Below are 23,913 nucleotides of genomic sequence, written 5' to 3' on the forward strand. Positions count from 1 at the left end.
GATCAGATCCCCCGCATCGCGTCATACATGTAACGGTAGTAGCGCACGGCAACGTTGTATCGAATGAGCACACCCATCGCCAGTTCCTGAATGACCTTCGTGCCGCCTTGTGCGTAATGCTCCAGAACGGTATCGAGCCAGGCCTCACTGTGATGGGTATCGATGCCGATATGCGCCTTGTGATAAGCAATCACATCTTTAGGCTGGTTCAGACGCTCCAGTGCTTGCGTGGTGGCGCCAAATCTCGTCGGAGCAGACCCTTCCACCAGGCCCATCGCTCCGATCAGACGCATGTTGTATTCCCGACGCACCGCCCACATCAACAGAATATTGCCATTCATCAGGCATTCTTTAGGTGGAATCTCAGGTGTAATGTTTTTATGTGCGAGCACGTTACGCATGTAGGCGGATGACGTTTTGAACATCGTGGTATGGACATATTCAAAATTGCCATTACCCATTTCATCCCAATAGTTCTCGCCCGCTACCATCTTGCAATGAATAGGCATCCCCAACTGCACGACGGCCATCAGGTCGTCGAATGAACCATCGACCATTTCTTCCATACAGATGTAGTAGGCCACCTGTTCAAGGGTTGCGGTGTTTTTCATAAAGTTGATGAAAAACTCAATATCTTCGTTAATCTTCTTTTCACAGTCCAGATACCACGTCAGAAAATCTTCTTTGGTGGTTGGCAACTCGCGCCTGTCGATTTTTTCTTCTTCAGCCGCCGTCCATTCATCTTCAATTCTTTCGACATCCTTACGCATCGCATGAATGTCCGCCCCTTGGTTAACCAACACTGCAGGGTCGTTCAGAAACAGTCGGTAGTAATCAGCCATGCGTTGCTGGCCACTGCGTTGTTCAAATTCCATTTCGCAAACTCCTATTAATAAATGACGATTGGCAATGAGCTGTTTTTCAGATCAAATGCTTGATAAGAAGGTCCCACTTCATAAAGAATCTGCATCTTTTCATGGGCTTCTTTCAGAGTCGGAATATGTCCCTCCTCCACCCACCACATGACCACTCGCGGCTTACTGATAGGAAGAAACCATTCAGCACCGCGCTTCCTGAATTCGTTATGGGGCGTCTTGTACAAGAAATCCTTAAGCGACTCGGGACTTGTCCAGACCGATAGGGTATAGAGATAGCCCTTGCCCCATAACTCATCCAGTAATGCCTGATCCTCATTGAGTTCCCGCCATATGAAACCCGGGTGTTGTTCTGCAAGATTGTTGACGTAGCGCGTGGACTCATAAAAGCTGTTCATGCGCGGATCAGTTTTCGGGTATCGCGGTTTTACCAGGTCGAACTGCGCCAGGACTGCCATCAATGGTGATCCCACATTTGGATTTCAATAATGTTTCGATCGGGATCCCGCACATATACAAAAGTACAGACCCCCACCCCTTCAACTTCCTGACGCACTAACTTGCCAAGCATCCAACCTCCTTGCCTTATAACTTTCGCGCAGATCTCATCCATGTCCGTTACCTCAAAGGCGATATGCGTAAGCCCCTTCGAGTTGGCGTACGCTGTTTCTCGCTCGAGCGTTTCCTGATACTGGAATATTTCAAGTGTTGGCCCTTCCGGGCCAAACCCCGGGAATCTCAAATGCACACCTTGAAGGCGCGCATTCTCAACCCCTGTCCCCCCGGAAACGCCCGGCCCGGATAGAGATCTGACTGGTCCGACCTGCTCGCAACCAAAGACTTCGGAATAGAATCTGGCGAGTTTTTTCCAGTCCGACGCAATCAGGTTGGTGTGGCTGTATTTGACTGTACTCATGATCAGGCACCGACTCACTTATCAGTCACGGAAAACAAAAGTCTCATGTTCGACATGGCGATCACGGTCGCGTGCACGTTCCCAAGTAGTGTTCAGAATTATCCGTTGAACATCCTGAGTCAAAGGCTTGACGCGGTGCAGCGTTGTATCGGCCTTGAGCAGGTAAACATCGCCAGTCATATGGAAGTACGAGTCGATGGTATTTTCGACGAGTAGATTTTCCACACGGGGATTCTTTTTGTCCCAGTGGGTGTGCGGCACACACTCAAGCAAACCACCAGATTCGATACTCGGCGCTTCGACGATCCAGATAATGGTGTATGGGTAATCACCCCAATGCCAACCGTGAGTGTCTCCGGACTTGTGCTGGCTATTGATAATGTAGTTGTCCCACTTCCATGGCGTCGGGATAACCTCTTCCTTGACAATATTGCCAATCAGACTCATGAGATACTGAGAGTTATAAGCCAGCGGAATGTACCGACCAAACTCTTCAATATTATCCCGCGAAACATTGCTTAAGTAGCGAGGTGTATTACCAGTGGATTCAATGAGAAAATCACGGCGCTTGGCGTGATTGGCCATGAGATACTTTACATCGGCCATGATCGCGTCACGAACCAGGGGATCAATCAGATGATTGATTTTCAAATAGCCATCCCGGGCAAATCGATGTTGCTCCCAGAAGAAGTCACGATTTTCATAAGGGTTGCTGTCCAGAATTTCTAAATGTGCTTGATCGGTACTTACCACGTCCAGATTTACAGTCATGACTCATTCCTTTTCGGCTAATCAGATATTTAACAATTCGTTGCAGCGCTAGAGATCCTATCCAGCTTTGCAACGCTGATATACGCAAGTAAAGGAACTACAGTCATTCGCCAAACGAAGTAATTAGGTTCGTTCGCACGCATTGCCTATTGCCATCAGTCATGCCCGCCCTCAACGAACTGGCCGGGTAATATCTGGAGATATATTCAAACGTTTCAAATGCCGCAGACCGCCCTTGATCGCCTCTACGCTGCTTGAACCGCAGGAAGCGGTTTGTGAGCAATTCAAGGAACACCATGTCCCTCTCCATCGTCCACAGTCGCGCCCAGATTGGCGTTGATGCCCCCGCTGTCACTGTCGAAGTGCATCTCGCTAACGGTTTGCCCTCACTGACCATGGTCGGCCTGCCCGAAGCGGCCGTAAAAGAAAGCAAGGACCGCGTACGCAGCGCGATCATCAATTCCGGGCTGCAGTTTCCGGCGCGGCGGATCACTTTGAATCTGGCGCCGGCGGATCTGCCCAAGGATGGCGGGCGGTTTGATCTGGCGATTGCCTTGGGGATTCTGTCGGCGAGTGTGCAGGTGCCGTGTCTCACGCTGGACGATGTGGAGTGTCTCGGTGAGCTGGCATTGTCCGGCGCCGTGCGGCCAGTGCGAGGAGTGTTGCCGGCAGCGCTGGCGGCGCGCAAGGCCGGGCGGGCGCTGGTGGTGCCACGGGCAAATGCCGAGGAGGCGTGTCTCGCTTCAGGGTTGAAGGTGTTTGCGGTGGATCATCTACTGGAAGCGGTGGCGCATTTCAATGGGCATACGCCGGTGGAGCCTTACGTTTCGGACGGTTTGATCCATGCCGCCAAACCCTATCCCGACCTCAATGAAGTGCAAGGGCAGATGGCCGCGAAACGGGCGCTGCTGATTGCGGCGGCGGGCGCGCACAACCTGTTGTTCAGCGGGCCACCGGGGACGGGCAAGACCTTGCTGGCGAGTCGCTTGCCGGGGCTGCTGCCGCCGCTATCTGAATGTGAAGCGCTGGAAGTGGCGGCGATTCAATCGGTCGCCAGCGGCGTGCCGCTGACCCACTGGCCGCAGCGGCCATTCCGCCAACCGCACCATTCCGCATCCGGCCCGGCACTGGTCGGTGGCAGCTCCAAACCGCAGCCCGGCGAAATCACCCTCGCCCACCATGGCGTGCTGTTCCTCGATGAACTGCCCGAGTTCGACCGCAAGGTACTGGAGGTGCTGCGTGAGCCGCTGGAGTCCGGGCATATCGTGATTGCGCGGGCCAAGGATCGCGTGCGCTTTCCGGCGCGATTCCAGTTGGTGGCGGCGATGAATCCGTGTCCCTGTGGATATCTTGGCGAGCCGAGCGGCAAGTGTTCGTGCACACCGGACATGGTGCAGCGTTATCGCAATAAACTGTCGGGGCCGTTGCTGGATCGGATCGATTTGCACCTGACGGTAGCGCGGGAGGCGACGGCGCTGAATCCGACGGTGAAGCCGGGAGAGGACAGCGCCAGTGCAGCCGCCGTGGTGGCCGAAGCCCGAGAGCGCCAGCAAAAGCGTCAGCGTTGTGCCAATGCGTTTCTCGATCTTCCGGGGTTGAAGCGGCACTGCACGTTATCCACAGCCGATGAAAAATGGCTGGAATCAGCCTGTGAACGGCTAACGCTATCGCTGCGCTCGGCCCATCGGTTACTCAAGGTCGCCAGAACCCTGGCCGACCTTGAGCAAGTCGATGCAATCAGGCGTGAACACCTGGCCGAAGCGCTGCAATACCGGCCGGCGACGCCTTAATGCTCGGTCAGATCAACCAGCGGCGCTTGCCGCACTTCGGTTTCACGCCCGGCCTGGATTTCGGTTACTCGCTTCAAGGCGTTATCCACGGCAGCTTTGTCCGCGAGCAGGCTGTAGCTGATCTGGAACTGTTTGTGTTCCTTCGGCGCAATGGTCGGCACCAGATTCAGCGGACGCTGATAGCGGCGGTTGTAGGAGAAACTGGTGCCCGGCTCCAGCCCCGTGACATAGCCCTGCCCTTGGGTGTCAGTGTTTTTCCACAGGGAAAACACCGGCAATTGCTGGGTATTGAAGCCGACGGAGACACCAAGGCTGCCGGCCTTGTTGTGCAAAACGGCCAGGGTCTCGCCTTTGGCGTCGGCATAGGGCACGACGTTGTAGACGGTTTCGTCGTAGTCCTTGGTTGGTGCGCGATACGTCTGCCAACTCGCCAATTCATCCTTGGCCTTGTCGTTGAACGGCGACACCTGTTTTACCGGCGCAGCAAAACGTGCGCCCTGTTCGAGGAACGGCGTGCTGAAGTTGCTGTGATACAGCGCCTGGTATTCCTTCGGATAATCGCCGTTGTTGGTCAGCGTATCGTTGAGTGCGAAACGCACGCTGCCGGGCTCGGTGACCAGTTCGGTGGCTACAGAGAAATCGACTTTCTTGAACGCCTGCTCTTTCAACTCGCCACGCAGGCTGATGGCGTAAGGCGGTTTTTCGTCGATGTGCAACGTAACGGTACTGGCCGGGATGTTGGCAGCGCGTCCGTGCAGGGTCAGCAACTCACCCTTGTCCATGCCGGGATGACCGACCCATTCGTAGCCGCAGCGGGTCACCAGTTCATTGAAACCTTCCAGCCAGCCCAATCCGCCGCGGCCATTGAGTTCGATGAATGCCGGGTTGACCACCTCCTTGACCGGCGAGTCCCACCCCATGCGCACGTTGCCAACGGAGGCGTGCAGGACATTCATGCCACGGGTCGGCACCACCGAGAGTTTCATCGTGCCATTGTCGATATCAACGATGCTGACACCTTCCTGCCGCCCGCCATGGAGGGTACGCAAGCTGACGGAGAAGGGTTTGTCGGTTTTCACACCGAGCTGTTCACTGGTGATGCTCCAGTTTTGCGCGGGCTTATTGGTATCGAGGAGCACGTAATCCCAAGCCATGGCGTGGGAAGCAGCGGACAGCGCGCCGAGTGCGGCAACGAGTTTGAGCAGGGTCATGGCAGCAGCCTTTATTGGAGTTGTGCCATTTTTATAGCGCTGCGGAAACGATTCAGCAAGTGTAATGACGGAAGTAGAGCTGCGATTGATCCGCGCAAGCAATTGCGGGCAAGTCCGCTCCCGCACGGTTCAACGGCGAGCACAATTTTTGCGCACAACCGATATACCTGTGGGAGCGGGCTTGCCCGCGATGGCTGTTTCAGAGGCGCATCAACGAAAACGATCAACCTCGGAACGCAAGTCCGCTGCCAATTTCTCAAGCTCTTTAGCCGTCACCGCAAGGTTGGAAACAACCTCACGCTGTTCACTGTTGGCCAACGCGATGCTCTGCAAGTTGCTGCTCAGCAAGGTCGCCGTGCTGCTCTGCTCCTGGGTTGCGGTGGTAATCGCGGCAAACTGTTGCCCGGCCGAGCGACTCTGCTCATCGATCCGCGCCAGTGCCGAAGCGACATTGGCGTTGCGCGACAAACCTTCCTGCATCAGCACATTGCCTTGTTCCATCGTGCTGATCGCATTACCGGTTTCCTGCTGAATGCTGTGGATCATGCTGGAAATTTCATCGGTGGCCTGACGCGTGCGCGAGGCCAGGCTACGCACTTCATCAGCCACCACGGCAAAGCCGCGACCTTGTTCACCGGCACGGGCAGCTTCAATCGCCGCGTTGAGCGCCAGCAGGTTGGTCTGTTCGGCAATCGAGGTAATCACGCCGACAATGCCACCGATTTCCTGGGAGCGCTGGCCGAGGGTGTTGATCACCGTGGCGGTGCTGTTCAGGGCGCCCGCGATTTGCTCAAGCGACGACGAAGCCTCTTCCATCGAGCTGCGACCAATCTGCGTTTGCTGGGCATTTTCCTGAGCCAGACGCTGAGTGGCACCCATGTTGTCGGCGATGTCCAGCGAGGTTGCGCTGAACTCTTCAACCGCGCCGGCCATGCTGGTGATTTCGCCGGACTGCTGTTCCATGCCGTCGTATGCGCCACCGGACAGGCCGGAAAGTGCCTGCGCACGGCTGTTGACCTCTTCCGAGGCACGGCGGATGTGCTCGACCATGGTCGACAGTGCCTGGCTCATCTGGTTGAACGCGCGGGACAGCTGACCGATTTCATCATTGCTGGACACATTCAAACGCACGCTCAGATCACCGGCGCCCAGGGCTTCGGCCTGACGTACCAGGTCGCTCAATGGCGCGAGTTTGCTGCGCAGCAACCAGACCACGGAACCGACCGCCAACAACATCGCCAGCAGGCTGCCGATTGCCAGTTGGGTGCCGACGCTCCAGGTCACCGCGCGAATCTCGGCTTTCGGCATGCTTGCCACCACCGACCACGGCCCACCGTCGAACGGCACCGATACGCTGTAGAAGTCTTCAGCCTCGTCGCTCCAGAACTGGCCCTTGCCCGGCGTCTTGGCCAAACCGCTGATCACTGCAATCGCTTGATCCTGGGCCTGCACGCCGGCTGGCGGAACCAGCCATTTGTTATGCTCATCCAGCAATGCCAGCGAGCCCGTCTGGCCGATGCGGAAGCGCTTGAGGTTTTCAAATTGGGCATTTTGCGCGTCGGTGTAGTCGAAACCGACGAACAGCACCGCAATCACCTTGCCGCTGCCGTCGCGCACCGGGGTGTATTGGGTCATATAGGAGCGATCGAACAGCACGGCACGACCCACGTAGCCCTGCCCTGCCATCAACTTCGCATAGGCCGGGTGAGTGTGATCAAGCAAAGTACCAATGGCGCGCGTGCCGTCCTGTTTGGTCAACGAGGTGCTGACCCGCACGAAATCTTCGCCGCTGCGCACAAACAGCGTGGCGACGCCGGCGGTCATCTGCTGGAATTCGTCAACTTCCTTGAAGTTGTTGTTCATCACTTCGCTGCCCAGGTGCAGGCCCGGCGTCTGGGTGCCGGCAACGGTCACCGGCTCACTCGGGTGAATGCTCAAACCTGTGCTGAATCGCTTTTCGAACAACCCGCTCAGGCGCTGCGTGCTTTCACGCAAGGTGCCGTGGAAAGTGCTCAGTTGGTCAGCCAGCAGGCGGGCCTCACTGGCCAGATGCTCTTCACGAGTGGCGAGGTTGGCGGTATCCAGCGAACGCAGGGCGAAAACCGTACTGCCGCTGATGACAATCGCCAATATCACAGCGAGCGCGAGGCCCAGTTGTGAGGCGATCCGGGCGCGAGGTTGAGACATGGATAGCTCCTGGCCGAGCCACCGGATCCTCCTTGATCGCAGCACTTGCTCGGAAAATTCTAAGAATGGGGTGAATCGCGGACACCGGCACGACGGTTCCACAAGCACGTATTCGGCGGAAAAACCCAATACTTGAGCAATTAGCAAGGTTATGGCACAAGGCCGGCATTGTGAGGGCTCGAACGTTTCAGCTCAAGCGAACGACGGTCGGCAATTCCATGGCGCGGACTTCACCTTGCAGAAAATCACTCAGACGGCGCAAACGTTCACCTCCCGGACGGGTTTTGGGCCAGACCAGGTAATAGTTGAGTCCACTGGCAACCGCGGTCGGCCACGGCAAACTCAAGCGACCTTGCGCGACATCTTCGGCGACCATCAGCAGATCCCCCATCGACACGCCATAACCCCGAGCCGCTGCGATCATGCCAAGCTCCAGCGTATCGAACACCTGCCCGCCCTTGAGCGACACCTGATCGGACAGCCCCATGCACTCCAGCCAACTGCGCCAATCGCGTCGATCCGGGGTCGGGTGCAATAACTCGGTGGACGCCAGTCGCGCGACGTCCCACGGCTGGTCGTTGAGAAGATTGGGGGCGCCCACCGGGATCAGCTCTTCGGGAAACAGCAGGCTGGCTTCCCAGTCCGGCGGGAAATGGCCGTCGCTCAGCAGCACGGCACAGTCAAAGGGCTCATCGTTGAAATCCACCGAATCCACATCCATCCAGGCACTGGTCAGTTGCACCTCGTTGCCCGGTTGCAAATGGCGGAAGCGACTGAGCCGTGCCAGCAGCCAGCGCATGGTCAGTGTTGACGGGGCTTTCATGCGCAGGATGTCGTCCTCGGCGCGCAAGGTGTTGCAGGCCCGCTCAAGGGCGGTAAAACCTTCACGGATGCCCGGCAACAACATGCGCGCCGACTCGGTGAGTTGCAGGTGGCGCCCGCTGCGGTGAAACAAGCGGCAGGCAAAATGATCCTCAAGCGTGCGAATGTGCCGACTCACTGCACTTTGGGTGATCGACAGCTCTTCAGCGGCGCGCGTAAACGAGCTATGCCGCGCCGCCGCTTCAAATGCGCGCAGGGCATACAAAGGAGGAAGACGACGAGGCATTCAGAAAGCTCCTATAGCGGGACGAGAGCAACTTAGCAGAATCCGCTCAGGATGAGTTTTAATCATGCCACCCATCCTTTTTATCCCTTTGTGCAATCGCGTGCATGCGCCGAGAATCGACGGTCTCCAGTTCCCTCTGTCAATCGAGTGGTGATGACCATGCAGCATCCTGTGCGTACCGAACTCTGGGCCATCCTGCGGCTGGCAGGGCCGCTGATTGCTTCACAGTTGGCACACATGCTGATGGTGCTGACCGACACCTTGATGATGGCGCGCTTGAGTCCCGAGGCTCTGGCTGGCGGCGGTCTCGGCGCGGCGACTTACTCGTTCGTGTCGATTTTCTGCATCGGCGTTATCGCTGCGGTCGGTACGCTGGTGGCGATCCGCAAGGGCGCGGGCGACATCATCGGTGCCGCACGCCTGACCCAGGCCGGGTTATGGCTGGCGTGGCTGATGGCACTGGGCGCCGGGCTGCTGCTCTGGAACCTCAAACCGGTGCTGCTGCTGTTCGGCCAGACCGAAACCAACGTCAACGCTGCGGGCCAGTTCCTGATTGCGCTGCCATTCGCCCTGCCCGGCTATTTGAGTTTCATGGCCCTGCGCGGCTTCACCAGCGCGATTGGCCGGGCGACCCCGGTCATGGTCATCAGTCTGGCCGGCACTGTGGCCAACTTCCTGCTCAATTACGCACTGATCACTGGCATGTTCGGCCTGCCGAAACTCGGGCTGATGGGCATCGGTCTGGTCACGGCGATTGTTGCCAACTGCATGGCGCTGGCACTGGCCTGGCACATTCGTCGGCACCCGGCCTATAACGCTTATCCGTTGCGCGCCGGCCTGTCGCGGCCCAACCGCCAATACCTCAAAGAGCTGTGGCGCCTCGGCCTGCCGATTGGCGGCACCTATGCGGTGGAAGTCGGGTTGTTCGCCTTCGCAGCGCTGTGCATGGGCACCATGGGCAGTACGCAATTGGGCGCGCATCAGATCGCCCTGCAGATCGTTTCGGTGGCGTTCATGGTGCCGGCGGGATTGTCATACGCGATCACCATGCGCATCGGCCAGCATTACGGCGCCGGGCAACTGAACGATGCGCGGATGTCCGGGCGGGTCGGGATCGTGTTCGGCGCGGTGGCCATGCTCGGGTTTGCGATGGTCTTCTGGCTGCTGCCAAATCAGTTGGTGGGCCTGTTCCTGGATCACAATGATCCGGCGTTCGCCGAGGTGATCAGACTGGCGGTGAGCCTGCTGGCAGTGGCGGCGTGGTTCGAGCTGTTCGACGGCACCCAGACGATTGCCATGGGCTGCATTCGCGGCTTGAAGGACGCGAAGACTACATTTCTGGTCGGGCTCGGTTGCTATTGGTTGATCGGTGCTCCGGCCGCGTGGTGGATGGCGTTTCACCTGAATTGGGGACCGACGGGCGTCTGGTGGGGCCTGGCGCTGGGCTTGGCGTGCGCGGCAGTGAGCCTGACACTGGCGTTTGAGTGGAAGATGAAGCGGATGATTCGGCGCGAGCCTCGATCGCAAGGCTTCAATATCGCTCAGGCTGAATAAAATTCCCCTGTGGGAGCGGGCTTGCTCGCTCCCACATTGGGTTTTGTGTTCAGCTCACGATTTCCATTACTGGCTGTTGGCTGGAACCGAACGTCAGGTACTCAACCAACTCCGCCAACGGCAGCGGCCGGCTGATCAGATAACCCTGCACCTGATCGCAAGCAAAGCCGCGCAGCAACTCCAGCTGTTCCGGGGTTTCCACCCCTTCGGCCACCACTTCCAGATGCAGGTTGTGCGCGAGGTTGATCATTGCGTGCACCAGTTTGCGGTTCTCTTCGCGCTGCTCCATGCCGCCGACAAAACTCTTGTCGATCTTCAGCAAGGTGATCGGCAGGCTGTTGAGGTGCACAAACGACGAAAAACCGGTGCCGAAATCATCCAGCGAAAAGCGCACGCCGAGGCGACCGAGGGCGTCCATGGTCTGTTTGACCAGATCGCTGCGGCGCATGACGGCCGTTTCGGTGAGTTCGAATTCCAGCCACTGCGCCTCGACACCACGTTCGGCGATCAAACGGCTGAGGGTCGGCAGCAACTGACTGTCCTGAAACTGCCGGAACGACAGATTGATCGCCATGTGCAGCGCTGGCAGTCCGCGCTCGCGCAACGCCTGCATGTCCCGCAGCGCCCGGGAAATCACCCAGTAACCGAGCGGCACGATCAGACCGCTCTGCTCAGCCAGCGGCACGAATTCGCTGGGCGGCAACAGACCACGCTCGCCATGACGCCAGCGCACCAGGGCTTCGAGGCCGACGATCTGCCCGTCTGCAAGATTCAAACGTGGCTGGTAATGCAGCTCCAGTTCATCGCGGCGCAAAGCCCGGCGCAACTCGCTTTCCAGGTCAGCCATGCTTCGCGCGTTGCGGTTGATGCGCTCGTTGAAGATATGAAAGGTGCAGCCCTGGGTACTCTTGGCTTGCTGCATGGCGATGTGCGCGTGCCACATCAGCGGATCGGCGCCGCCCTGGGCGCGGGCATGTGCAATACCGAGGCTGGAGCCGATCAGCAGGCTTTCGCCATCGACCCAATACGGTTCGGCCAAGGCTTCGGTGATGCGTTCGGCCATCCACTCGGCGCGTTGCGGGGCCCGGCGGGTGTCGATCAATAAGGCAAATTCGTCGCTGCCCAACCGCGCCAACTGATCGCCGGCCTCCAGCTGATTTTTCAGCCGCGACACCACTTGCAGGATCAAGCGGTCGCCGGCCTGATGGCCGAGGGCGTCGTTGGCGTGGCGGAAGTTGTCGAGATCGAGATGCCCGAGCGCCAGACCACGGCCGTCGTTTTCCGCGAGGCGCGCCGCGAGCAAGGTCTGAAAACCCTGACGATTGGCGATACCGGTCAGCGGATCCTGTTCGGCGAGGCGTTGCAGGGTGTTTTCCAGCAGGCCGCGTTCGCGCACATGGCGCAGGCAACGACGCAGCATGCCGGCGTCAAGGGCATCGAACACCAGCCAGTCGCTGACGCCAACGGGCGCGGTGGCTGGCTCTTGGTCCAGCAACAATACCGTCGGCAGGCAGCAACGACCGGGGAGCGGTTGCAACGCGGGAACGGTCAACAGCACCGCGTGGCGGTTGTCTTCGAACAAACGGCTGACCGACTCCCAGCTCGGCGCGCTGATCAGCACCGCCGCGCTCCCCATCGGAGCCAGACACTCACGCAATAACGCTGTCCACGCTGGCTCTTCGGCCAGTAGCAGCAAACGCAAGGGTTCGACAGGCGTAGACAAGCTAGCTCCCTAGACTCTGCAATGATGTGGGCGGGGCATTATGCCGTTGCGCCGTTCAATGACCAAATGACAACGGTTATCAGAACGTTATTTTTTGTCACGAATGAGAACATTAGCCGCAAAATCTCCGCGCATCCTGCGTGAAAGTAACAAAACCGGCAAATTCGAATCGCGTGGTGCGTCACAAGTCGGACAGAGCAGCACAAATCGCTGAGCCTGTTAAAATGCCGGCCCATTTCGTCAACGACTCCTGAATTTTCGTATGTCCCGACTCAATCCCCGGCAGCAAGAAGCCGTGAACTACGTCGGCGGCCCTCTATTGGTGCTCGCCGGTGCTGGCTCCGGCAAGACCAGCGTGATCACGCGCAAAATTGCGCACCTGATCCAGAACTGCGGCATCCGCGCCCAGTACATCGTCGCCATGACCTTTACCAACAAGGCCGCGCGCGAGATGAAGGAACGGGTCGGCACCCTGCTGCGTGCCGGTGAAGGTCGCGGCCTGACGGTCTGCACCTTCCACAACCTGGGCCTGAATATCATCCGCAAGGAACATGCGCGGCTGGGCTACAAACCCGGTTTCTCGATTTTCGACGAGACCGACGTCAAAGCCCTGATGACCGACATCATGCAGAAGGAATACGCAGGCGACGACGGCGTCGACGAGATCAAGAACATGATCGGCGCCTGGAAAAACGACCTGATCCTGCCGCCCCAGGCGCTGGAGAACGCACGTAATCCCAAGGAGCAGACCGCCGCCATCGTCTACACCCACTATCAGCGCACGCTCAAGGCGTTCAACGCGGTGGACTTCGACGACCTGATTCTGCTGCCGGTGAAGCTCTTCGAAGAGCACGCCGACATTCTCGAAAAGTGGCAGAACAAGGTGCGTTACCTGCTGGTCGACGAATACCAGGACACCAACGCCAGCCAGTACCTGCTGGTGAAAATGCTCATCGGCAAGCGTAACCAGTTCACCGTGGTGGGCGACGACGACCAGTCGATCTACGCCTGGCGCGGTGCGCGCCCGGAAAACCTGATGCTGCTCAAGGACGACTATCCGTCCCTGAAAGTGGTGATGCTGGAGCAGAACTACCGCTCCACCAGCCGCATTCTGCGTTGCGCCAACGTGCTGATCTCGAACAACCCGCACGAATTCGAAAAACAACTGTGGAGTGAGATGGGCCACGGCGACGAGATCCGCGTAATCCGCTGCCGCAACGAGGACGCCGAGGCCGAGCGCGTGGCCATGGAAATCCTCAGCCTGCACTTGCGCACCGACCGGCCCTACAGCGATTTCGCGATCCTCTATCGCGGTAACTATCAGGCCAAACTGATCGAACTGAAGTTGCAGCACCACCAGGTGCCTTACCGTTTGAGCGGCGGCAACAGCTTCTTCGGCCGCCAGGAAGTGAAAGACCTGATGGCCTACTTCCGGCTGATCGTGAACCCGGATGACGACAACGCCTTCCTGCGGGTGATCAACGTGCCGCGCCGCGAAATCGGCTCGACCACCCTGGAAAAACTCGGCAACTACGCCACCGAACGCAAGATCTCGATGTACGCGGCCACCGACGAAATCGGTCTGGGCGAACATCTCGACAGCCGCTTCACCGATCGCCTGTCGCGTTTCAAGCGTTTCATGGACAAGGTGCGCGAGCAGTGCGCCGGCGAAGACCCGATCTCAGCCCTGCGCAGCATGGTCATGGACATCGACTACGAGAACTGGCTGCGCACTAACAGCTCCAGCGACAAGGCGGCCGACTACCGGATGGGCAACGTCTGGTTCCTGATCGAGGCGTTGAAAAACACCCTCGAGAAGGACGAAGAAGGCGAAATGACCGTCGAGGACGCCATCGGCAAACTGGTCCTGCGCGACATGCTCGAACGTCAGCAGGAAGAGGAGGATGGCGCCGAAGGCGTGCAGATGATGACGCTGCATGCGTCCAAGGGTCTGGAATTCCCTTACGTGTTCATCATGGGCATGGAAGAGGAAATCCTCCCGCACCGCTCCAGCATCGAAGCCGACACCATCGAAGAAGAACGCCGTCTGGCCTACGTGGGTATCACTCGTGCTCGTCAGACCCTGGCCTTCACCTTCGCCGCCAAGCGCAAGCAGTACGGCGAAATCATCGATTGTGCGCCCAGCCGCTTCCTCGATGAGCTGCCACCGGACGATCTGGCGTGGGAAGGCAACGACGACACACCGACCGAAGTCAAAGCCGTGCGGGGCAACAACGCATTGGCCGATATACGCGCGATGCTAAAGCGCTAGAATTGACCACTTTTTTTACTAGACCTTCGGCGCACAAAACGCCAAATGAGGACAGCTTCATGGAAGCATTGCACCAGAAAATCCGCGAACAAGGCATCGTGCTTTCCGACCAGGTCCTGAAGGTCGACGCCTTCCTGAACCACCAGATCGACCCGGCCCTGATGAAGCTGATTGGCGACGAGTTCGCCACGCTGTTCAAGGATTCGGGCATCACCAAAATCGTCACCATCGAAGCCTCGGGCATTGCCCCGGCGATCATGACCGGTCTGAACCTCGGCGTGCCGGTGATCTTCGCCCGCAAGCAACAGTCCCTGACCCTGACCGAAAACCTACTGTCGGCGACCGTTTATTCGTTCACCAAAAAGACCGAAAGCACCGTGGCCATCTCCCCTCGTCACCTGACCAGCAGCGACCGCGTGCTGATCATCGACGACTTTTTGGCCAACGGTAAGGCGTCGCAAGCGCTGATCTCGATCATCAAGCAGGCAGGCGCCACCGTCGCCGGCCTGGGCATCGTCATCGAGAAGTCGTTCCAGGGCGGCCGTGCCGAGCTGGATTCGCAGGGCTATCGCGTTGAGTCGCTGGCTCGCGTTAAATCGCTGAAGGACGGCGTTGTAACCTTCATCGAATAAAGCCACACCGCCCCCCCTGTGGGAGCGGGCTTGCTCGCGAATGAGTAGTGTCAGTCGAGATCCTGGTTGACTGATTTACCGCTTTCGCGAGCAAGCCCGCTCCCACAGTTGGTTTTGCAGCAGGCCGTTAGTTCGCAGTGGCTTTGAGGCCCGTGAGCAGCAGGCGCTGGAACAGGTCATCCTTTAACCCTTCCGGATTCTTGAGCTGCATCCGCTCCAGGTGTTCAGGGAATGTTGAAGCGTCTGGCGCATCCAGCGCGGCCTTGCCCAGTTCCAGAATCTCAGTCAGCTTGAACTTGCTCTTCAACCAGTTCAGCGCCCGCAACAGATCCCGCTCGATCATCGTGAAATCACAGCCCAACGGATACTCCGGAAACAGGTTCGGGTGTCGCGCGGCAATCGCCTGCAAGCGTTGCGGCGTGTTATCGGCAAATCGTGGATCAATGCGGAAATCCTTCGGCAGTTTGCCGACTGTCTGCGCCTGTTCGATCAGCCCCGCCTGGAAGCGCGAATCGCTGATATTGAGCAACGCCTCGATCACCGCTGCGTCGGTCTTGCCGCGCAGATCGGCAATGCCGTACTCGGTGACGACGATATCGCGCAGATGCCGTGGAATCGTGCAGTGGCCGTATTCCCAGACGATGTTGGAGCTGACGTCGCCCCCCGATTCGCGCCAGCTGCGCAGGATCAGAATCGAGCGTGCATCGTGCAACGCGTGGGCCTGGGCGACAAAATTGTATTGCCCGCCGACCCCGCTGAGCACCCGTCCGTCTTCGAGCTGATCCGACACGCCGGCGCCAAGCAGGGTCATGGTGAAGACGGTGTTGATAAACCGTGCATCAAGACGCTGCAAACGCTTGAGTTCTTCCTGCCCATACAACTCGTTGATGTAGCTGATGCGGGTCATGTTGAATTCGAGGCGCTTGCTCTGCGGCAACTCGCGCAGACGCTGGTAAAAACTGCGCGGGCCAAGGAAGAAGCCGCCGTGCACCGAGATGCCGTCAGGCTGCGCGGCCTCATCGAGGGTGCCGGCGTTGGCCTGCTCTTGCGTGTGGACATCGGGGTAGACCTTGCGCCGGATAATCCCCGCATCCGCTAGCACCAGCAAGCCGTTGACGAACATTTCGCTGCAACCGTAAAGGCCTTTGGCGAACGGTGCGGTGCCGCCCTCACGTTCGATCAATTGCGCCCACTGGCTGACATTCACGTCGGCCAGCAATGCCCGATATCCGGCGTTATCCGCCTGGCGTGCCAGCAACGCAGCCGTCAGTGCATCGCCCATAGAACCAATGCCGACCTGCAACGTTCCGCCGTCACGCACCAGCGTACTGGCATGCAGGCCGATGAAATGATCCTGAAAGCCAACCGGCATGTTCGGCGTGGAAAACAACGTGGTGCTGTCCTTCTCGTCAATCAAAAAGTCGAAGGTGTCGATATCGACCTCGGCATCGCCGGGCATGTACGGCAAATCGGTATGCACTTGGCCGACCAGCAAAATCGTCTCCCCCGCCGCGCGACGCTTGGCGATCATCGGCAACAGGTCGAGGGTGATGTCCGGGTTGCAACTCAGGCTCAAGCGGTCGGGATGCTCACTGCTGCTGGCGAGCAACTGCGCGACCAGGTTCAGGCCGGCGGCGTTGATGTCGCGGGCGGCGTGGCTGTAATTACTGCTGACGTAGTCCTGCTGGGCCGGGGGACTATTGAGCAGGCTGCCGGGCTGCATGAAAAACTGTTCGATGCGGATGTTGGCGGGCAGGCTGTCGCGGTGCAGGTCAGCGAGGAAATCGAATTCCGGGTAATCGCCGAAGACGCGGTCTACGAAGGGCTCGATGAAGCGTTTCTGCAAGCCATCGCCAAGGCTCGGCCGCCCCAGGCACAGGGCGGTGTAGATCGTCAGTTGCCGCTCCGGAAGTTCCTTGAGCCGCCGGTACAGCGCGTTGACGAAGTGATTGGGCTTGCCCAGTCCCAGCGGCAAACCCATGTGAATATGCGCCGGCAACCGCGTGAGCACGTCGTCCACTGCCTGTTCGATTGAACACAACTGCACCATCTGAAGCCTCCCGCCCTTTGCGTGAATAGAGGTAGACCGAGCTTGCCGCTACTTTGCTGCAATGAACAGCCCAGGGTCAGAATCGCAGGCACAAAAAAACCGTCCGAAGACGGTTTTTTTCATCAAAAGAGCGCCTTACTTCAGGCCGGACATCTTCTGGATAGCGCCCTTGAGCTCGTCATCCGTGCAATCAGCGCAGGTGCCTTTCGGCGGCATCGAGTTAATGCCCGTGATGGCTTTGGCCAGGATGCCGTCAAGGCCGCCCTGGTGATCGGCGCGTTCTTTCCAGGCGGCGGTGTCACCGATTTTCGGTGCGCCCAGCAGGCCTGTGCCGTGGCAAGCGTTGCAATGTTTGGCAATCACTTCGTCCGGGGTTTTCGCCCCGCCGCCACCGCCGGCGGTCGCTGCCACTTCCATCCCTTTGCATTCCTGACCTTGTACACACACCTGGCCTACGGGCTCCAGGCGCTTGGCAATGTCGTCATTCGTCGCAGCTTGAGCGCTGACAGCCCAGAGGGCCAGTACGGTTGCTGGTGCAGCCAGCATTTTCATAATTAGGTTCACGCGTTCACCCTCAATGGTGGCTATTCACGCCTGCGGCCACGGTTCGCAGGCGGGCGCAAGTATAGCGGGTAGCCCGCCACACTGAAACAACCCCAAAGTTAAAGGGGTCTTGTTGCACATCGCTAAAACGGTTCGGGTGCCTTCGCCATAGTGGCCTGGCGCCTCTTTGTTTAAAAATTCGCCGGCGTGGCTGCGCTGATTAGTCGCGCGGGCAAGTCGAACGGATTGCGGAAACGATGGGGCTTGGTACTTTCAAAATAGTAGCTGTCGCCGGCTTCGAGAATAAAAGTTTCGAGGCCCACCACCAGTTCCAGACGACCTTCCACCAGAATCCCGGTTTCCTCACCCTCGTGGGTGAGCATTTCTTCGCCGGTGTCGGCGCCCGGTGGGTAGATTTCGTTGAGGAATGCGATGGCCCGGCTCGGGTGTGCACGGCCGACCAGTTTCATGGTCACGGCGCCGTCGGAAATGTCGATCAGCTCGTTGGCTTTGTAGACGATCTGAGTCGGTTGTTCCTGCAGGATTTCTTCGGAGAAGAATTCGACCATCGACATGGGAATGCCGCCCAGAACCTTCCTCAGCGAACTGATCGAAGGGCTGACGCTGTTCTTTTCGATCATCGAAATCGTGCTGTTGGTGACGCCCGCGCGCTTGGCGAGTTCACGCTGGGAAAGCCCTTTGAGCTTGCGGATCGATTGCAGTCGTTCACCGACGTCCAAGGCTGGAGCCTCCTGATGTTGTAAGAATATTGAGCGTTATCATGGCGACAGCGTTCAGTATTTACAACACTTGGGCCCCGCAGCTGCCTCAACCCTCGGAATAGAGCCTTGGCACCCGACGCAGGTTGCAGAAGATCTGGTAAGGAATGGTGTCGGCCCACTTCGCGACGTCGCTGGCGAGGATGTTTTTGCCCCACAACTCGACAGTCGAACCCAGCCCGGCTTCCGGCACATCCGTCAGGTCGATGCACAGCATGTCCATCGATACCCGACCGAGTAGGCGACTGTGTTTGCCGGCCACCAGCACAGGTGTGCCGGTCGGTGCCTGACGCGGGTAGCCATCGGCGTAACCCATGGCGACCACGCCGATGCGCATCGGTTTATCCGTGATGAATTTGGCGCCGTAGCCAATGGGTTCGCCGACCGGCAATTCGCGTACGCAGATAACTTTTGATTCGAGAGTCATCACCGGTTGCAGGCGCTCGGCCACAGCGTTGGCTTCTTCGAACGGCGTGGCGCCGTAAAGCATGATGCCCGGGCGTACCCAGTCGCTGTGGATCTGCGGCCAACCGAGTACAGCGGGCGAATTGCGCAGGCTGACTTCGGCGGCAAGGCCCTGGCGCGCGGCCTCGAAGACCGCCACCTGATCAGCACTGGTCTGCGCGTGCAGTTCATCGGCACGGGCGAAGTGGCTCATCAGCACGATCTTCGCGACTTTGCCGCTGTCCAGCAGTCGCTGGTAGGCCGCCGGGTAATCCTTGGGATGCAGACCGACACGGTGCATGCCCGAGTCGAGCTTCAGCCACACGGTGATCGGTTTGCTCAACGCGGCCTGCTCGATCGCTTCGAGCTGCCACAGCGAATGCACCACGCACCAGAAATCATGCTCAACGATCAGCGCCAGCTCATCGGCCTCGAAAATCCCTTCAAGCAACAACACCGGGGCACGAATGCCGGCGGCGCGCAGTTCCAAAGCCTCTTCGATGCACGCGACGGCAAAACCGTCAGCCTCAGCTTCCAGCGCCTGGGCGCAACGAACCGCGCCGTGGCCGTAAGCATCTGCCTTGATCACCGCGAGCGCCTTGGCGCCGGTGACTTCGCGGGCAATTCGGTAGTTGTGACGCAGGGCTTGAAGGTCGATCAGGGCACGGGCAGGACGCATGGCGGCAGACTTCTAGGCGGTCATGGGAATAAAAACCGGCGCTGGCTGACGGCGTGAACCGCCAACAACACCGGCAGAGGGATCTTTGAAACGATTACGGCAACGCAGCGACGATGGATATCTCGACCAGGATGCTCGGCTTGGCCATCTTCGCCTCGACAGTGGCACGGGCCGGGGCGGCGCCTTTGGGCAACCACTGATCCCACACGGAGTTCATTGCGGCAAAGTGTGCTTCGATGTCGTTCAGGTAGATCGTCGCCGACAGCAGATGCCGTTTGTCGGTCCCGGCCAGATCCAGCAAGCGCTCGATGTTGGCGAGGACATCGCGGGTCTGTTGTTCAATCCCGGCATCGAAATCGTCGCCGACCTGCCCGGCCAAAAACACGGTGCCGTTGTGGCTGACGATCTGACTCATGCGCTCATTGGTGAGCTGGCGATGGATTGACATGCTGGGTCGACTCCTGGGATTTGTTGCCATAACGGGAAATATCGAGGCCTTCGGCACTGATCTGCGGCTTTTTCTTCGCCATCAGGTCGGCCAACAGACGACCGGAACCGCACGCCATGGTCCAGCCGAGCGTGCCGTGACCGGTGTTGAGGAACAGGTTCTTGAACGGCGTGGCGCCCACAATCGGCGTGCCGTCCGGCGTGGTCGGACGCAGGCCGGTCCAGAAACTCGCCTCGGCCAGATTGCCGCCCTGAGGATAAAGGTCGTTGACGATCATCTCCAGGGTTTCGCGTCGACGCGGGTTCAGCGACAGGTCAAAACCGGCAATCTCGGCCATGCCGCCGACGCGGATGCGGTTGTCGAAACGGGTGATTGCGACCTTGTAGGTCTCGTCGAGAATGGTCGAGGTCGGGGCCATCGCCGGGTTGGTGATCGGCACGGTCAGCGAGTACCCCTTGAGCGGGTAAACAGGCGCCTTGATGCCCAACGGCTTGAGCAACTGCGGCGAGTAGCTGCCGAGCGCCAGAACGTAGCGGTCGGCGGTTTCCAGCTTGCCGTCGATCCACACGCCGTTGATGCGATCACCGGCGTAGTCGAGCTTCTGGATGTCTTGGCCGAAACGGAATTCAACACCCAGCTTCACAGCCATTTCGGCGAGACGGGTGGTGAACATCTGGCAGTCGCCGGTCTGGTCGTTCGGCAGGCGCAGCGCGCCGGCGAGGATGTCGGTAACGCCAGCCAGCGCTGGCTCGACCCGGGCGATGCCGGCGCGATCCAGGACTTCGAACGGCACACCGGACTCTTTCAGCACGGCGATGTCTTTGGCGGCGCCGTCGAGTTGTGCCTGGGTGCGGAACAATTGGGTGGTGCCGAGGCTTCGGCCTTCGTAAGCGATGCCGGTTTCAGCGCGTAATTCGTCGAGGCAATCGCGGCTGTACTCGGACAGACGCACCATGCGCTCTTTGTTCACCGCGTATCGGCTGGCGGTGCAGTTGCGCAGCATTTGCGCCATCCACAGGTATTGGTCGATGTCGGCGGTGGCCTTGATCGCCAGCGGTGCGTGGCGTTGCAGCAGCCATTTGATGGCCTTGAGCGGCACACCCGGCGCGGCCCACGGCGAGGCATAACCCGGCGACACCTGGCCGGCGTTGGCGAAACTGGTCTCCATGGCCGCGGCGGGCTGCCGGTCGACCACCACCACTTCAAACCCGGCACGGGCCAGATAATAAGCACTGGCGGTACCGATGACGCCGCTACCCAAGACCATGACGCGCATTTTTGTATCCCTCATCGCGGCTGACCGCCGACGTGTTGTTAGAGCAATGATGAGCGCAGTGTAAAAAATAAATGCCAGTGCTTTTCACTATATAAGCGCCTATATTTGGCGACAATTCTCGGCAAAAACCCTTTTCACGGAGGCGCATCCCCTATGCGTACCAACACTCAGACCAAACGTGAGCTGGACAAGATCGACCGCAACATCTTGCGGATCCTGCAGGCGGATGGGCGGATTTCCTTTACCGAACTCGGGGAAAAAGTCGGCCTCTCCACCACGCCGTGCACCGAACGGGTACGACGTCTGGAGCGCGAAGGGATCATCATGAGCTACAACGCCCGGCTCAATCCTCAGCACTTGAAGGGTAGTCTTTTGGTCTTCGTCGAGATCAGCCTCGACTACAAATCCGGCGATACTTTCGAAGAGTTCCGACGTGCGGTGCTGAAATTGCCCCATGTGCTGGAATGTCATTTGGTATCAGGGGATTTCGATTATCTGGTGAAAGCGCGAATTTCCGAGATGGCCTCGTATCGCAAGTTGCTCGGCGACATCCTGCTCAAGCTGCCGCATGTGCGGGAGTCGAAGAGCTATATCGTGATGGAAGAGGTGAAGGAGAGTTTGAGCCTGCCGGTTCCGGACTGAATTTGACGGTGCCTGTACCGGCCTCTTCGCGAGCAAGCCCGCGCTGGAATGCACTCCAAATGTGCGGGCGGGCTTGCTCGACCAGGTCAACAGTGAACCCGTTAAACCAGGACCTGCCGATTCGCCGCCATGTACTCGAAGATTTGCTTTTCAGCGCGCGGATGAATCAACTCGACCGGCCCCCGTCCATTCGGGCATGGCAAGGTCTTCGTCGTCCCAAACAACCGACAAATCAGCGGCCGCTCGCCATACACCGTGCAGCCATTCGGCCCCAAGTGCACACAGTTCAGTTCTTCCATCGCCGCATCCTGCTCGGCGCGGGTCTTGCGCGGCAGGCGGGCCATCTCTTCGGGTGACGTGGTCACTGGCCCGCAGCAGTCATGGCAGCCCGGCACGCACTCGAACGTGGGGATCTGCTGACGCAGGGTGCGGATTTTCTGGCTGTTGCAACTCATCGAAACAGTGACCTACGGAGAATAGGCGGCAATTGTGCCGCAAAAGCCGTGATCCAGACAGCAACGGGCGACCCGTGTTGCCCGTCTTCGGGCGGGCGGCTTATGCTCCGTCAAATTTTCTCGACACTTAGCCGTTGGATGATGCCCATGAATGCCCGCGCCCGAAACCTCGCGAGCCAACCCCACGTTGCCTCCTACTATGCCGCCAGCAGCCTGCCGCAGCCCGATCACCCAAGACTGCAAGGCGAAGTGATTGCCGACGTGTGCGTGGTGGGCGGCGGGTTTTCCGGGCTGAACACGGCGCTGGAACTGGCCGAACGCGGTCTGCGCGTGGTGTTGCTGGAGGCGCACAGGATTGGCTGGGGCGCCAGTGGTCGTAACGGCGGGCAGTTGATTCGCGGGGTCGGCCACGGTCTCGATCAATTTGCCAATGTCATCGGCGCCGACGGCGTGCGGCAGATGAAGCTCATGGGCCTGGAAGCGGTGGAAATCGTCCGCCAGCGCGTCGAGCGTTTCCAGATCCAGTGCGACCTGACCTGGGGCTACTGCGACCTCGCCAACAAACCCGCCGACCTCGAAGGCTTTGCCCAAGACGCCGAAGAACTGCGCGGTCTGGGCTATCGCTACGAAACCCGTTTGCTGCAAGCCAATGAAATGCACACCGTGGTCGGTTCCAAACGCTACGTTGGCGGGCTGATCGACATGGGTTCCGGGCATCTTCACCCATTGAATCTGGCGTTGGGTGAAGCGGCAGCGGCGCAGCAACTGGGGGTGCAACTGTTCGAGCATTCGGCGGTGACCCGCATCGACTACGGCTCTGAAGTGAAGGTGCACACAGCGCAGGGTTCGGTACGCGCGAAAACGCTGGTGCTCGGTTGCAACGCCTACCTCAACAACCTCAACCCACAACTGAGCGGCAAAGTTTTGCCCGCCGGCAGCTACATCATCGCGACCGAGCCTTTGACTGAGGAGCAGGCGCACAACTTGCTGCCGCAGAACATGGCGGTCTGTGATCAGCGGGTAGCGCTGGATTACTACCGCCTCTCGGCCGATCGCCGTCTACTGTTCGGCGGCGCCTGCCATTACTCGGGGCGCGATCCGAAGGACATCACCGCCTACATGCAGCCGAAGATGCTCGACGTCTTTCCGCAACTGGCCGGGGTGAAGATCGATTATCAGTGGGGCGGGATGATCGGCATCGGTGCCAACCGTCTGCCGCAGATTGGCCGGCTCAATGACCAGCCGAATGTGTATTACGCCCAGGCCTATTCCGGCCACGGGGTGAATGCCACGCACCTGGCGGGCAAACTGCTGGCAGAGGCGATCAGCGGGCAGCACAGCGATGGCTTCGATCTGTTTGCCAAGGTGCCGCACATCACTTTCCCGGGCGGCAAGCATCTGCGTTCGCCGCTGCTGGCGCTGGGGATGTTGTGGCATCGGCTTAAAGAGCTGGTCTGATCTTTTTATAAGCCTTCGCGAGCAAGCCCGCTCCCACACCAGGACTGCAATTCCCTGTGGGAACGGGCTTGCTCGCGAAGAGACCCGCAAAAACAATACA

Annotated in this window: 21 protein-coding genes; 6 read left to right on the forward strand and 15 right to left on the reverse strand. The window is 59.1% G+C overall.

Translation table 11 applies throughout. The annotated features are described in order from the left end of the window. Positions 1 to 2: 2 nt before the first annotated feature. From ACIOWA_RS15175 to ACIOWA_RS15190, 4 genes are read right to left on the reverse strand one after another with little or no spacing between them, the layout of a single operon-like run. Positions 3 to 875 carry an iron-containing redox enzyme family protein gene (locus tag ACIOWA_RS15175; RefSeq protein WP_401160511.1) on the reverse strand — a complete coding sequence of 291 codons (873 nt, stop codon included), beginning with the start codon at positions 873 to 875 and terminating at the stop codon, positions 3 to 5. 14 nt (positions 876 to 889) lie between these two features. Continuing rightward, on the reverse strand, positions 890 to 1,333 hold the full coding sequence (locus ACIOWA_RS15180; protein WP_401160513.1) for a DUF3291 domain-containing protein: 444 nt from the start codon (positions 1,331 to 1,333) through the stop codon (positions 890 to 892). Beyond that, positions 1,333 to 1,791, reverse strand: coding sequence for a VOC family protein (locus ACIOWA_RS15185; protein ID WP_401160515.1), 459 nt, complete (start codon positions 1,789 to 1,791; stop codon positions 1,333 to 1,335). The genes ACIOWA_RS15180 and ACIOWA_RS15185 overlap by 1 nt, the downstream gene beginning before the upstream one ends. A 21-nt stretch (positions 1,792 to 1,812) precedes the next feature. Further along, positions 1,813 to 2,562 (reverse strand): ArpA protein, encoded by a 750-nt coding sequence (locus ACIOWA_RS15190; RefSeq protein WP_401160517.1) that lies wholly within the window; start codon positions 2,560 to 2,562, stop codon positions 1,813 to 1,815. Positions 2,563 to 2,858: 296 nt separating this feature from the next. Between ACIOWA_RS15190 and ACIOWA_RS15195 the strand changes: the two genes are divergently transcribed. Continuing rightward, entirely contained in the window at positions 2,859 to 4,352 is a 1,494-nt protein-coding gene (locus ACIOWA_RS15195) for a YifB family Mg chelatase-like AAA ATPase (protein WP_221730851.1), read from the forward strand. Here ACIOWA_RS15195 and ACIOWA_RS15200 read toward each other — a convergent pair. The 3 genes from ACIOWA_RS15200 to ACIOWA_RS15210 all read right to left on the reverse strand — a co-directional run bounded on the left by ACIOWA_RS15200 (position 4,349) and on the right by ACIOWA_RS15210 (position 8,858). Beyond that, the gene (locus ACIOWA_RS15200; RefSeq protein WP_401160519.1) at positions 4,349 to 5,563 is read right to left on the reverse strand and encodes an aldose 1-epimerase family protein; all 1,215 of its coding nucleotides are present in this window, start codon (positions 5,561 to 5,563) and stop codon (positions 4,349 to 4,351) included. The genes ACIOWA_RS15195 and ACIOWA_RS15200 overlap by 4 nt on opposite strands. A gap of 210 nt (positions 5,564 to 5,773) precedes the next feature. After that, positions 5,774 to 7,750: a methyl-accepting chemotaxis protein gene (locus ACIOWA_RS15205; protein WP_401160521.1), complete on the reverse strand. Its 1,977-nt coding sequence runs from the start codon at positions 7,748 to 7,750 to the stop codon at positions 5,774 to 5,776. Between the two features lie 187 nt (positions 7,751 to 7,937). Next, positions 7,938 to 8,858: a LysR substrate-binding domain-containing protein gene (locus ACIOWA_RS15210; protein WP_401160523.1), complete on the reverse strand. Its 921-nt coding sequence runs from the start codon at positions 8,856 to 8,858 to the stop codon at positions 7,938 to 7,940. Between the two features lie 159 nt (positions 8,859 to 9,017). Between ACIOWA_RS15210 and ACIOWA_RS15215 the strand changes: the two genes are divergently transcribed. Next, complete coding sequence (locus ACIOWA_RS15215) at positions 9,018 to 10,412, forward strand: NorM family multidrug efflux MATE transporter (protein WP_401160525.1); 1,395 nt, start codon at positions 9,018 to 9,020, stop codon at positions 10,410 to 10,412. A gap of 49 nt (positions 10,413 to 10,461) precedes the next feature. Here the strand turns inward: ACIOWA_RS15215 and ACIOWA_RS15220 are convergent, their stop codons facing one another. Continuing rightward, entirely contained in the window at positions 10,462 to 12,135 is a 1,674-nt protein-coding gene (locus ACIOWA_RS15220; RefSeq protein WP_401160527.1) for a putative bifunctional diguanylate cyclase/phosphodiesterase, read from the reverse strand. A gap of 262 nt (positions 12,136 to 12,397) precedes the next feature. Here ACIOWA_RS15220 and rep point away from each other — a divergent pair, with 262 nt between their 5' ends. Next, a complete protein-coding gene (gene rep / locus ACIOWA_RS15225; RefSeq protein ID WP_339433769.1) occupies positions 12,398 to 14,407 on the forward strand; it encodes a DNA helicase Rep in 2,010 nt (669 codons plus the stop codon). A 59-nt stretch (positions 14,408 to 14,466) separates the two neighbouring features. Further along, a complete protein-coding gene (locus ACIOWA_RS15230; protein ID WP_003229440.1) occupies positions 14,467 to 15,039 on the forward strand; it encodes a xanthine phosphoribosyltransferase in 573 nt (190 codons plus the stop codon). Between the two features lie 127 nt (positions 15,040 to 15,166). Here ACIOWA_RS15230 and ACIOWA_RS15235 read toward each other — a convergent pair whose 3' ends face one another. From ACIOWA_RS15235 to dadA, 6 genes are all read right to left on the reverse strand, one after another. After that, positions 15,167 to 17,089: an acetyl-CoA hydrolase/transferase C-terminal domain-containing protein gene (locus ACIOWA_RS15235; RefSeq protein WP_401160529.1), complete on the reverse strand. Its 1,923-nt coding sequence runs from the start codon at positions 17,087 to 17,089 to the stop codon at positions 15,167 to 15,169. 135 nt (positions 17,090 to 17,224) lie between these two features. Continuing rightward, positions 17,225 to 17,641 (reverse strand): cytochrome c5 family protein, encoded by a 417-nt coding sequence (locus ACIOWA_RS15240; RefSeq protein WP_221730929.1) that lies wholly within the window; start codon positions 17,639 to 17,641, stop codon positions 17,225 to 17,227. A gap of 182 nt (positions 17,642 to 17,823) precedes the next feature. Then, the gene (locus ACIOWA_RS15245; protein WP_221730870.1) at positions 17,824 to 18,372 is read right to left on the reverse strand and encodes a cupin domain-containing protein; all 549 of its coding nucleotides are present in this window, start codon (positions 18,370 to 18,372) and stop codon (positions 17,824 to 17,826) included. Positions 18,373 to 18,460: 88 nt separating this feature from the next. Further along, positions 18,461 to 19,534 (reverse strand): alanine racemase, encoded by a 1,074-nt coding sequence (alr, locus tag ACIOWA_RS15250; protein ID WP_401160531.1) that lies wholly within the window; start codon positions 19,532 to 19,534, stop codon positions 18,461 to 18,463. A 94-nt stretch (positions 19,535 to 19,628) separates the two neighbouring features. After that, positions 19,629 to 19,982, reverse strand: coding sequence for a RidA family protein (locus ACIOWA_RS15255; RefSeq protein WP_339433772.1), 354 nt, complete (start codon positions 19,980 to 19,982; stop codon positions 19,629 to 19,631). Further along, entirely contained in the window at positions 19,954 to 21,258 is a 1,305-nt protein-coding gene (gene dadA / locus ACIOWA_RS15260) for a D-amino acid dehydrogenase (protein ID WP_339433773.1), read from the reverse strand. Before dadA ends, ACIOWA_RS15255 begins: the two co-directional genes overlap by 29 nt. Positions 21,259 to 21,411: 153 nt before the next feature. Between dadA and ACIOWA_RS15265 the strand changes: the two genes are divergently transcribed. Beyond that, the gene (locus ACIOWA_RS15265) at positions 21,412 to 21,900 is read left to right on the forward strand and encodes an Lrp/AsnC ligand binding domain-containing protein (RefSeq protein WP_221730874.1); all 489 of its coding nucleotides are present in this window, start codon (positions 21,412 to 21,414) and stop codon (positions 21,898 to 21,900) included. A 101-nt stretch (positions 21,901 to 22,001) separates the two neighbouring features. Here ACIOWA_RS15265 and ACIOWA_RS15270 read toward each other — a convergent pair whose 3' ends face one another. Then, the gene (locus ACIOWA_RS15270; protein WP_221730875.1) at positions 22,002 to 22,355 is read right to left on the reverse strand and encodes a YkgJ family cysteine cluster protein; all 354 of its coding nucleotides are present in this window, start codon (positions 22,353 to 22,355) and stop codon (positions 22,002 to 22,004) included. Between the two features lie 147 nt (positions 22,356 to 22,502). On the opposite strand from ACIOWA_RS15270, the gene ACIOWA_RS15275 reads away from it, so the two are divergent. Beyond that, a complete protein-coding gene (locus ACIOWA_RS15275; protein ID WP_339433774.1) occupies positions 22,503 to 23,813 on the forward strand; it encodes an FAD-binding oxidoreductase in 1,311 nt (436 codons plus the stop codon). Positions 23,814 to 23,913: the final 100 nt, after the last annotated feature.

This window comes from Pseudomonas sp. NPDC087614 (genome assembly GCF_044743485.1).
Taxonomy (GTDB): Bacteria; Pseudomonadota; Gammaproteobacteria; order Pseudomonadales; family Pseudomonadaceae; genus Aquipseudomonas; species Aquipseudomonas baetica_A.

Excerpts from the sequence above, each read along its gene's own strand:
- ACIOWA_RS15175 (WP_401160511.1), bottom strand. The coding sequence starts at position 875 with ATGGAATTTGAACAACGCAGTGGCCAGCAACGCATGGCTGATTACTAC.
- ACIOWA_RS15180 (WP_401160513.1), bottom strand. The coding sequence starts at position 1,333 with ATGGCAGTCCTGGCGCAGTTCGACCTGGTAAAACCGCGATACCCGAAA.
- ACIOWA_RS15185 (WP_401160515.1), bottom strand. The coding sequence starts at position 1,791 with ATGAGTACAGTCAAATACAGCCACACCAACCTGATTGCGTCGGACTGG.
- ACIOWA_RS15190 (WP_401160517.1), bottom strand. The coding sequence starts at position 2,562 with ATGACTGTAAATCTGGACGTGGTAAGTACCGATCAAGCACATTTAGAA.
- ACIOWA_RS15195 (WP_221730851.1), top strand. The coding sequence starts at position 2,859 with ATGTCCCTCTCCATCGTCCACAGTCGCGCCCAGATTGGCGTTGATGCC.
- ACIOWA_RS15200 (WP_401160519.1), bottom strand. The coding sequence starts at position 5,563 with ATGACCCTGCTCAAACTCGTTGCCGCACTCGGCGCGCTGTCCGCTGCT.
- ACIOWA_RS15205 (WP_401160521.1), bottom strand. The coding sequence starts at position 7,750 with ATGTCTCAACCTCGCGCCCGGATCGCCTCACAACTGGGCCTCGCGCTC.
- ACIOWA_RS15210 (WP_401160523.1), bottom strand. The coding sequence starts at position 8,858 with ATGCCTCGTCGTCTTCCTCCTTTGTATGCCCTGCGCGCATTTGAAGCG.
- ACIOWA_RS15215 (WP_401160525.1), top strand. The coding sequence starts at position 9,018 with ATGCAGCATCCTGTGCGTACCGAACTCTGGGCCATCCTGCGGCTGGCA.
- rep (WP_339433769.1), top strand. The coding sequence starts at position 12,398 with ATGTCCCGACTCAATCCCCGGCAGCAAGAAGCCGTGAACTACGTCGGC.
- ACIOWA_RS15230 (WP_003229440.1), top strand. The coding sequence starts at position 14,467 with ATGGAAGCATTGCACCAGAAAATCCGCGAACAAGGCATCGTGCTTTCC.
- ACIOWA_RS15235 (WP_401160529.1), bottom strand. The coding sequence starts at position 17,089 with ATGGTGCAGTTGTGTTCAATCGAACAGGCAGTGGACGACGTGCTCACG.
- ACIOWA_RS15240 (WP_221730929.1), bottom strand. The coding sequence starts at position 17,641 with ATGAAAATGCTGGCTGCACCAGCAACCGTACTGGCCCTCTGGGCTGTC.
- alr (WP_401160531.1), bottom strand. The coding sequence starts at position 19,534 with ATGCGTCCTGCCCGTGCCCTGATCGACCTTCAAGCCCTGCGTCACAAC.
- ACIOWA_RS15255 (WP_339433772.1), bottom strand. The coding sequence starts at position 19,982 with ATGTCAATCCATCGCCAGCTCACCAATGAGCGCATGAGTCAGATCGTC.
- dadA (WP_339433773.1), bottom strand. The coding sequence starts at position 21,258 with ATGCGCGTCATGGTCTTGGGTAGCGGCGTCATCGGTACCGCCAGTGCT.
- ACIOWA_RS15265 (WP_221730874.1), top strand. The coding sequence starts at position 21,412 with ATGCGTACCAACACTCAGACCAAACGTGAGCTGGACAAGATCGACCGC.
- ACIOWA_RS15270 (WP_221730875.1), bottom strand. The coding sequence starts at position 22,355 with ATGAGTTGCAACAGCCAGAAAATCCGCACCCTGCGTCAGCAGATCCCC.
- ACIOWA_RS15275 (WP_339433774.1), top strand. The coding sequence starts at position 22,503 with ATGAATGCCCGCGCCCGAAACCTCGCGAGCCAACCCCACGTTGCCTCC.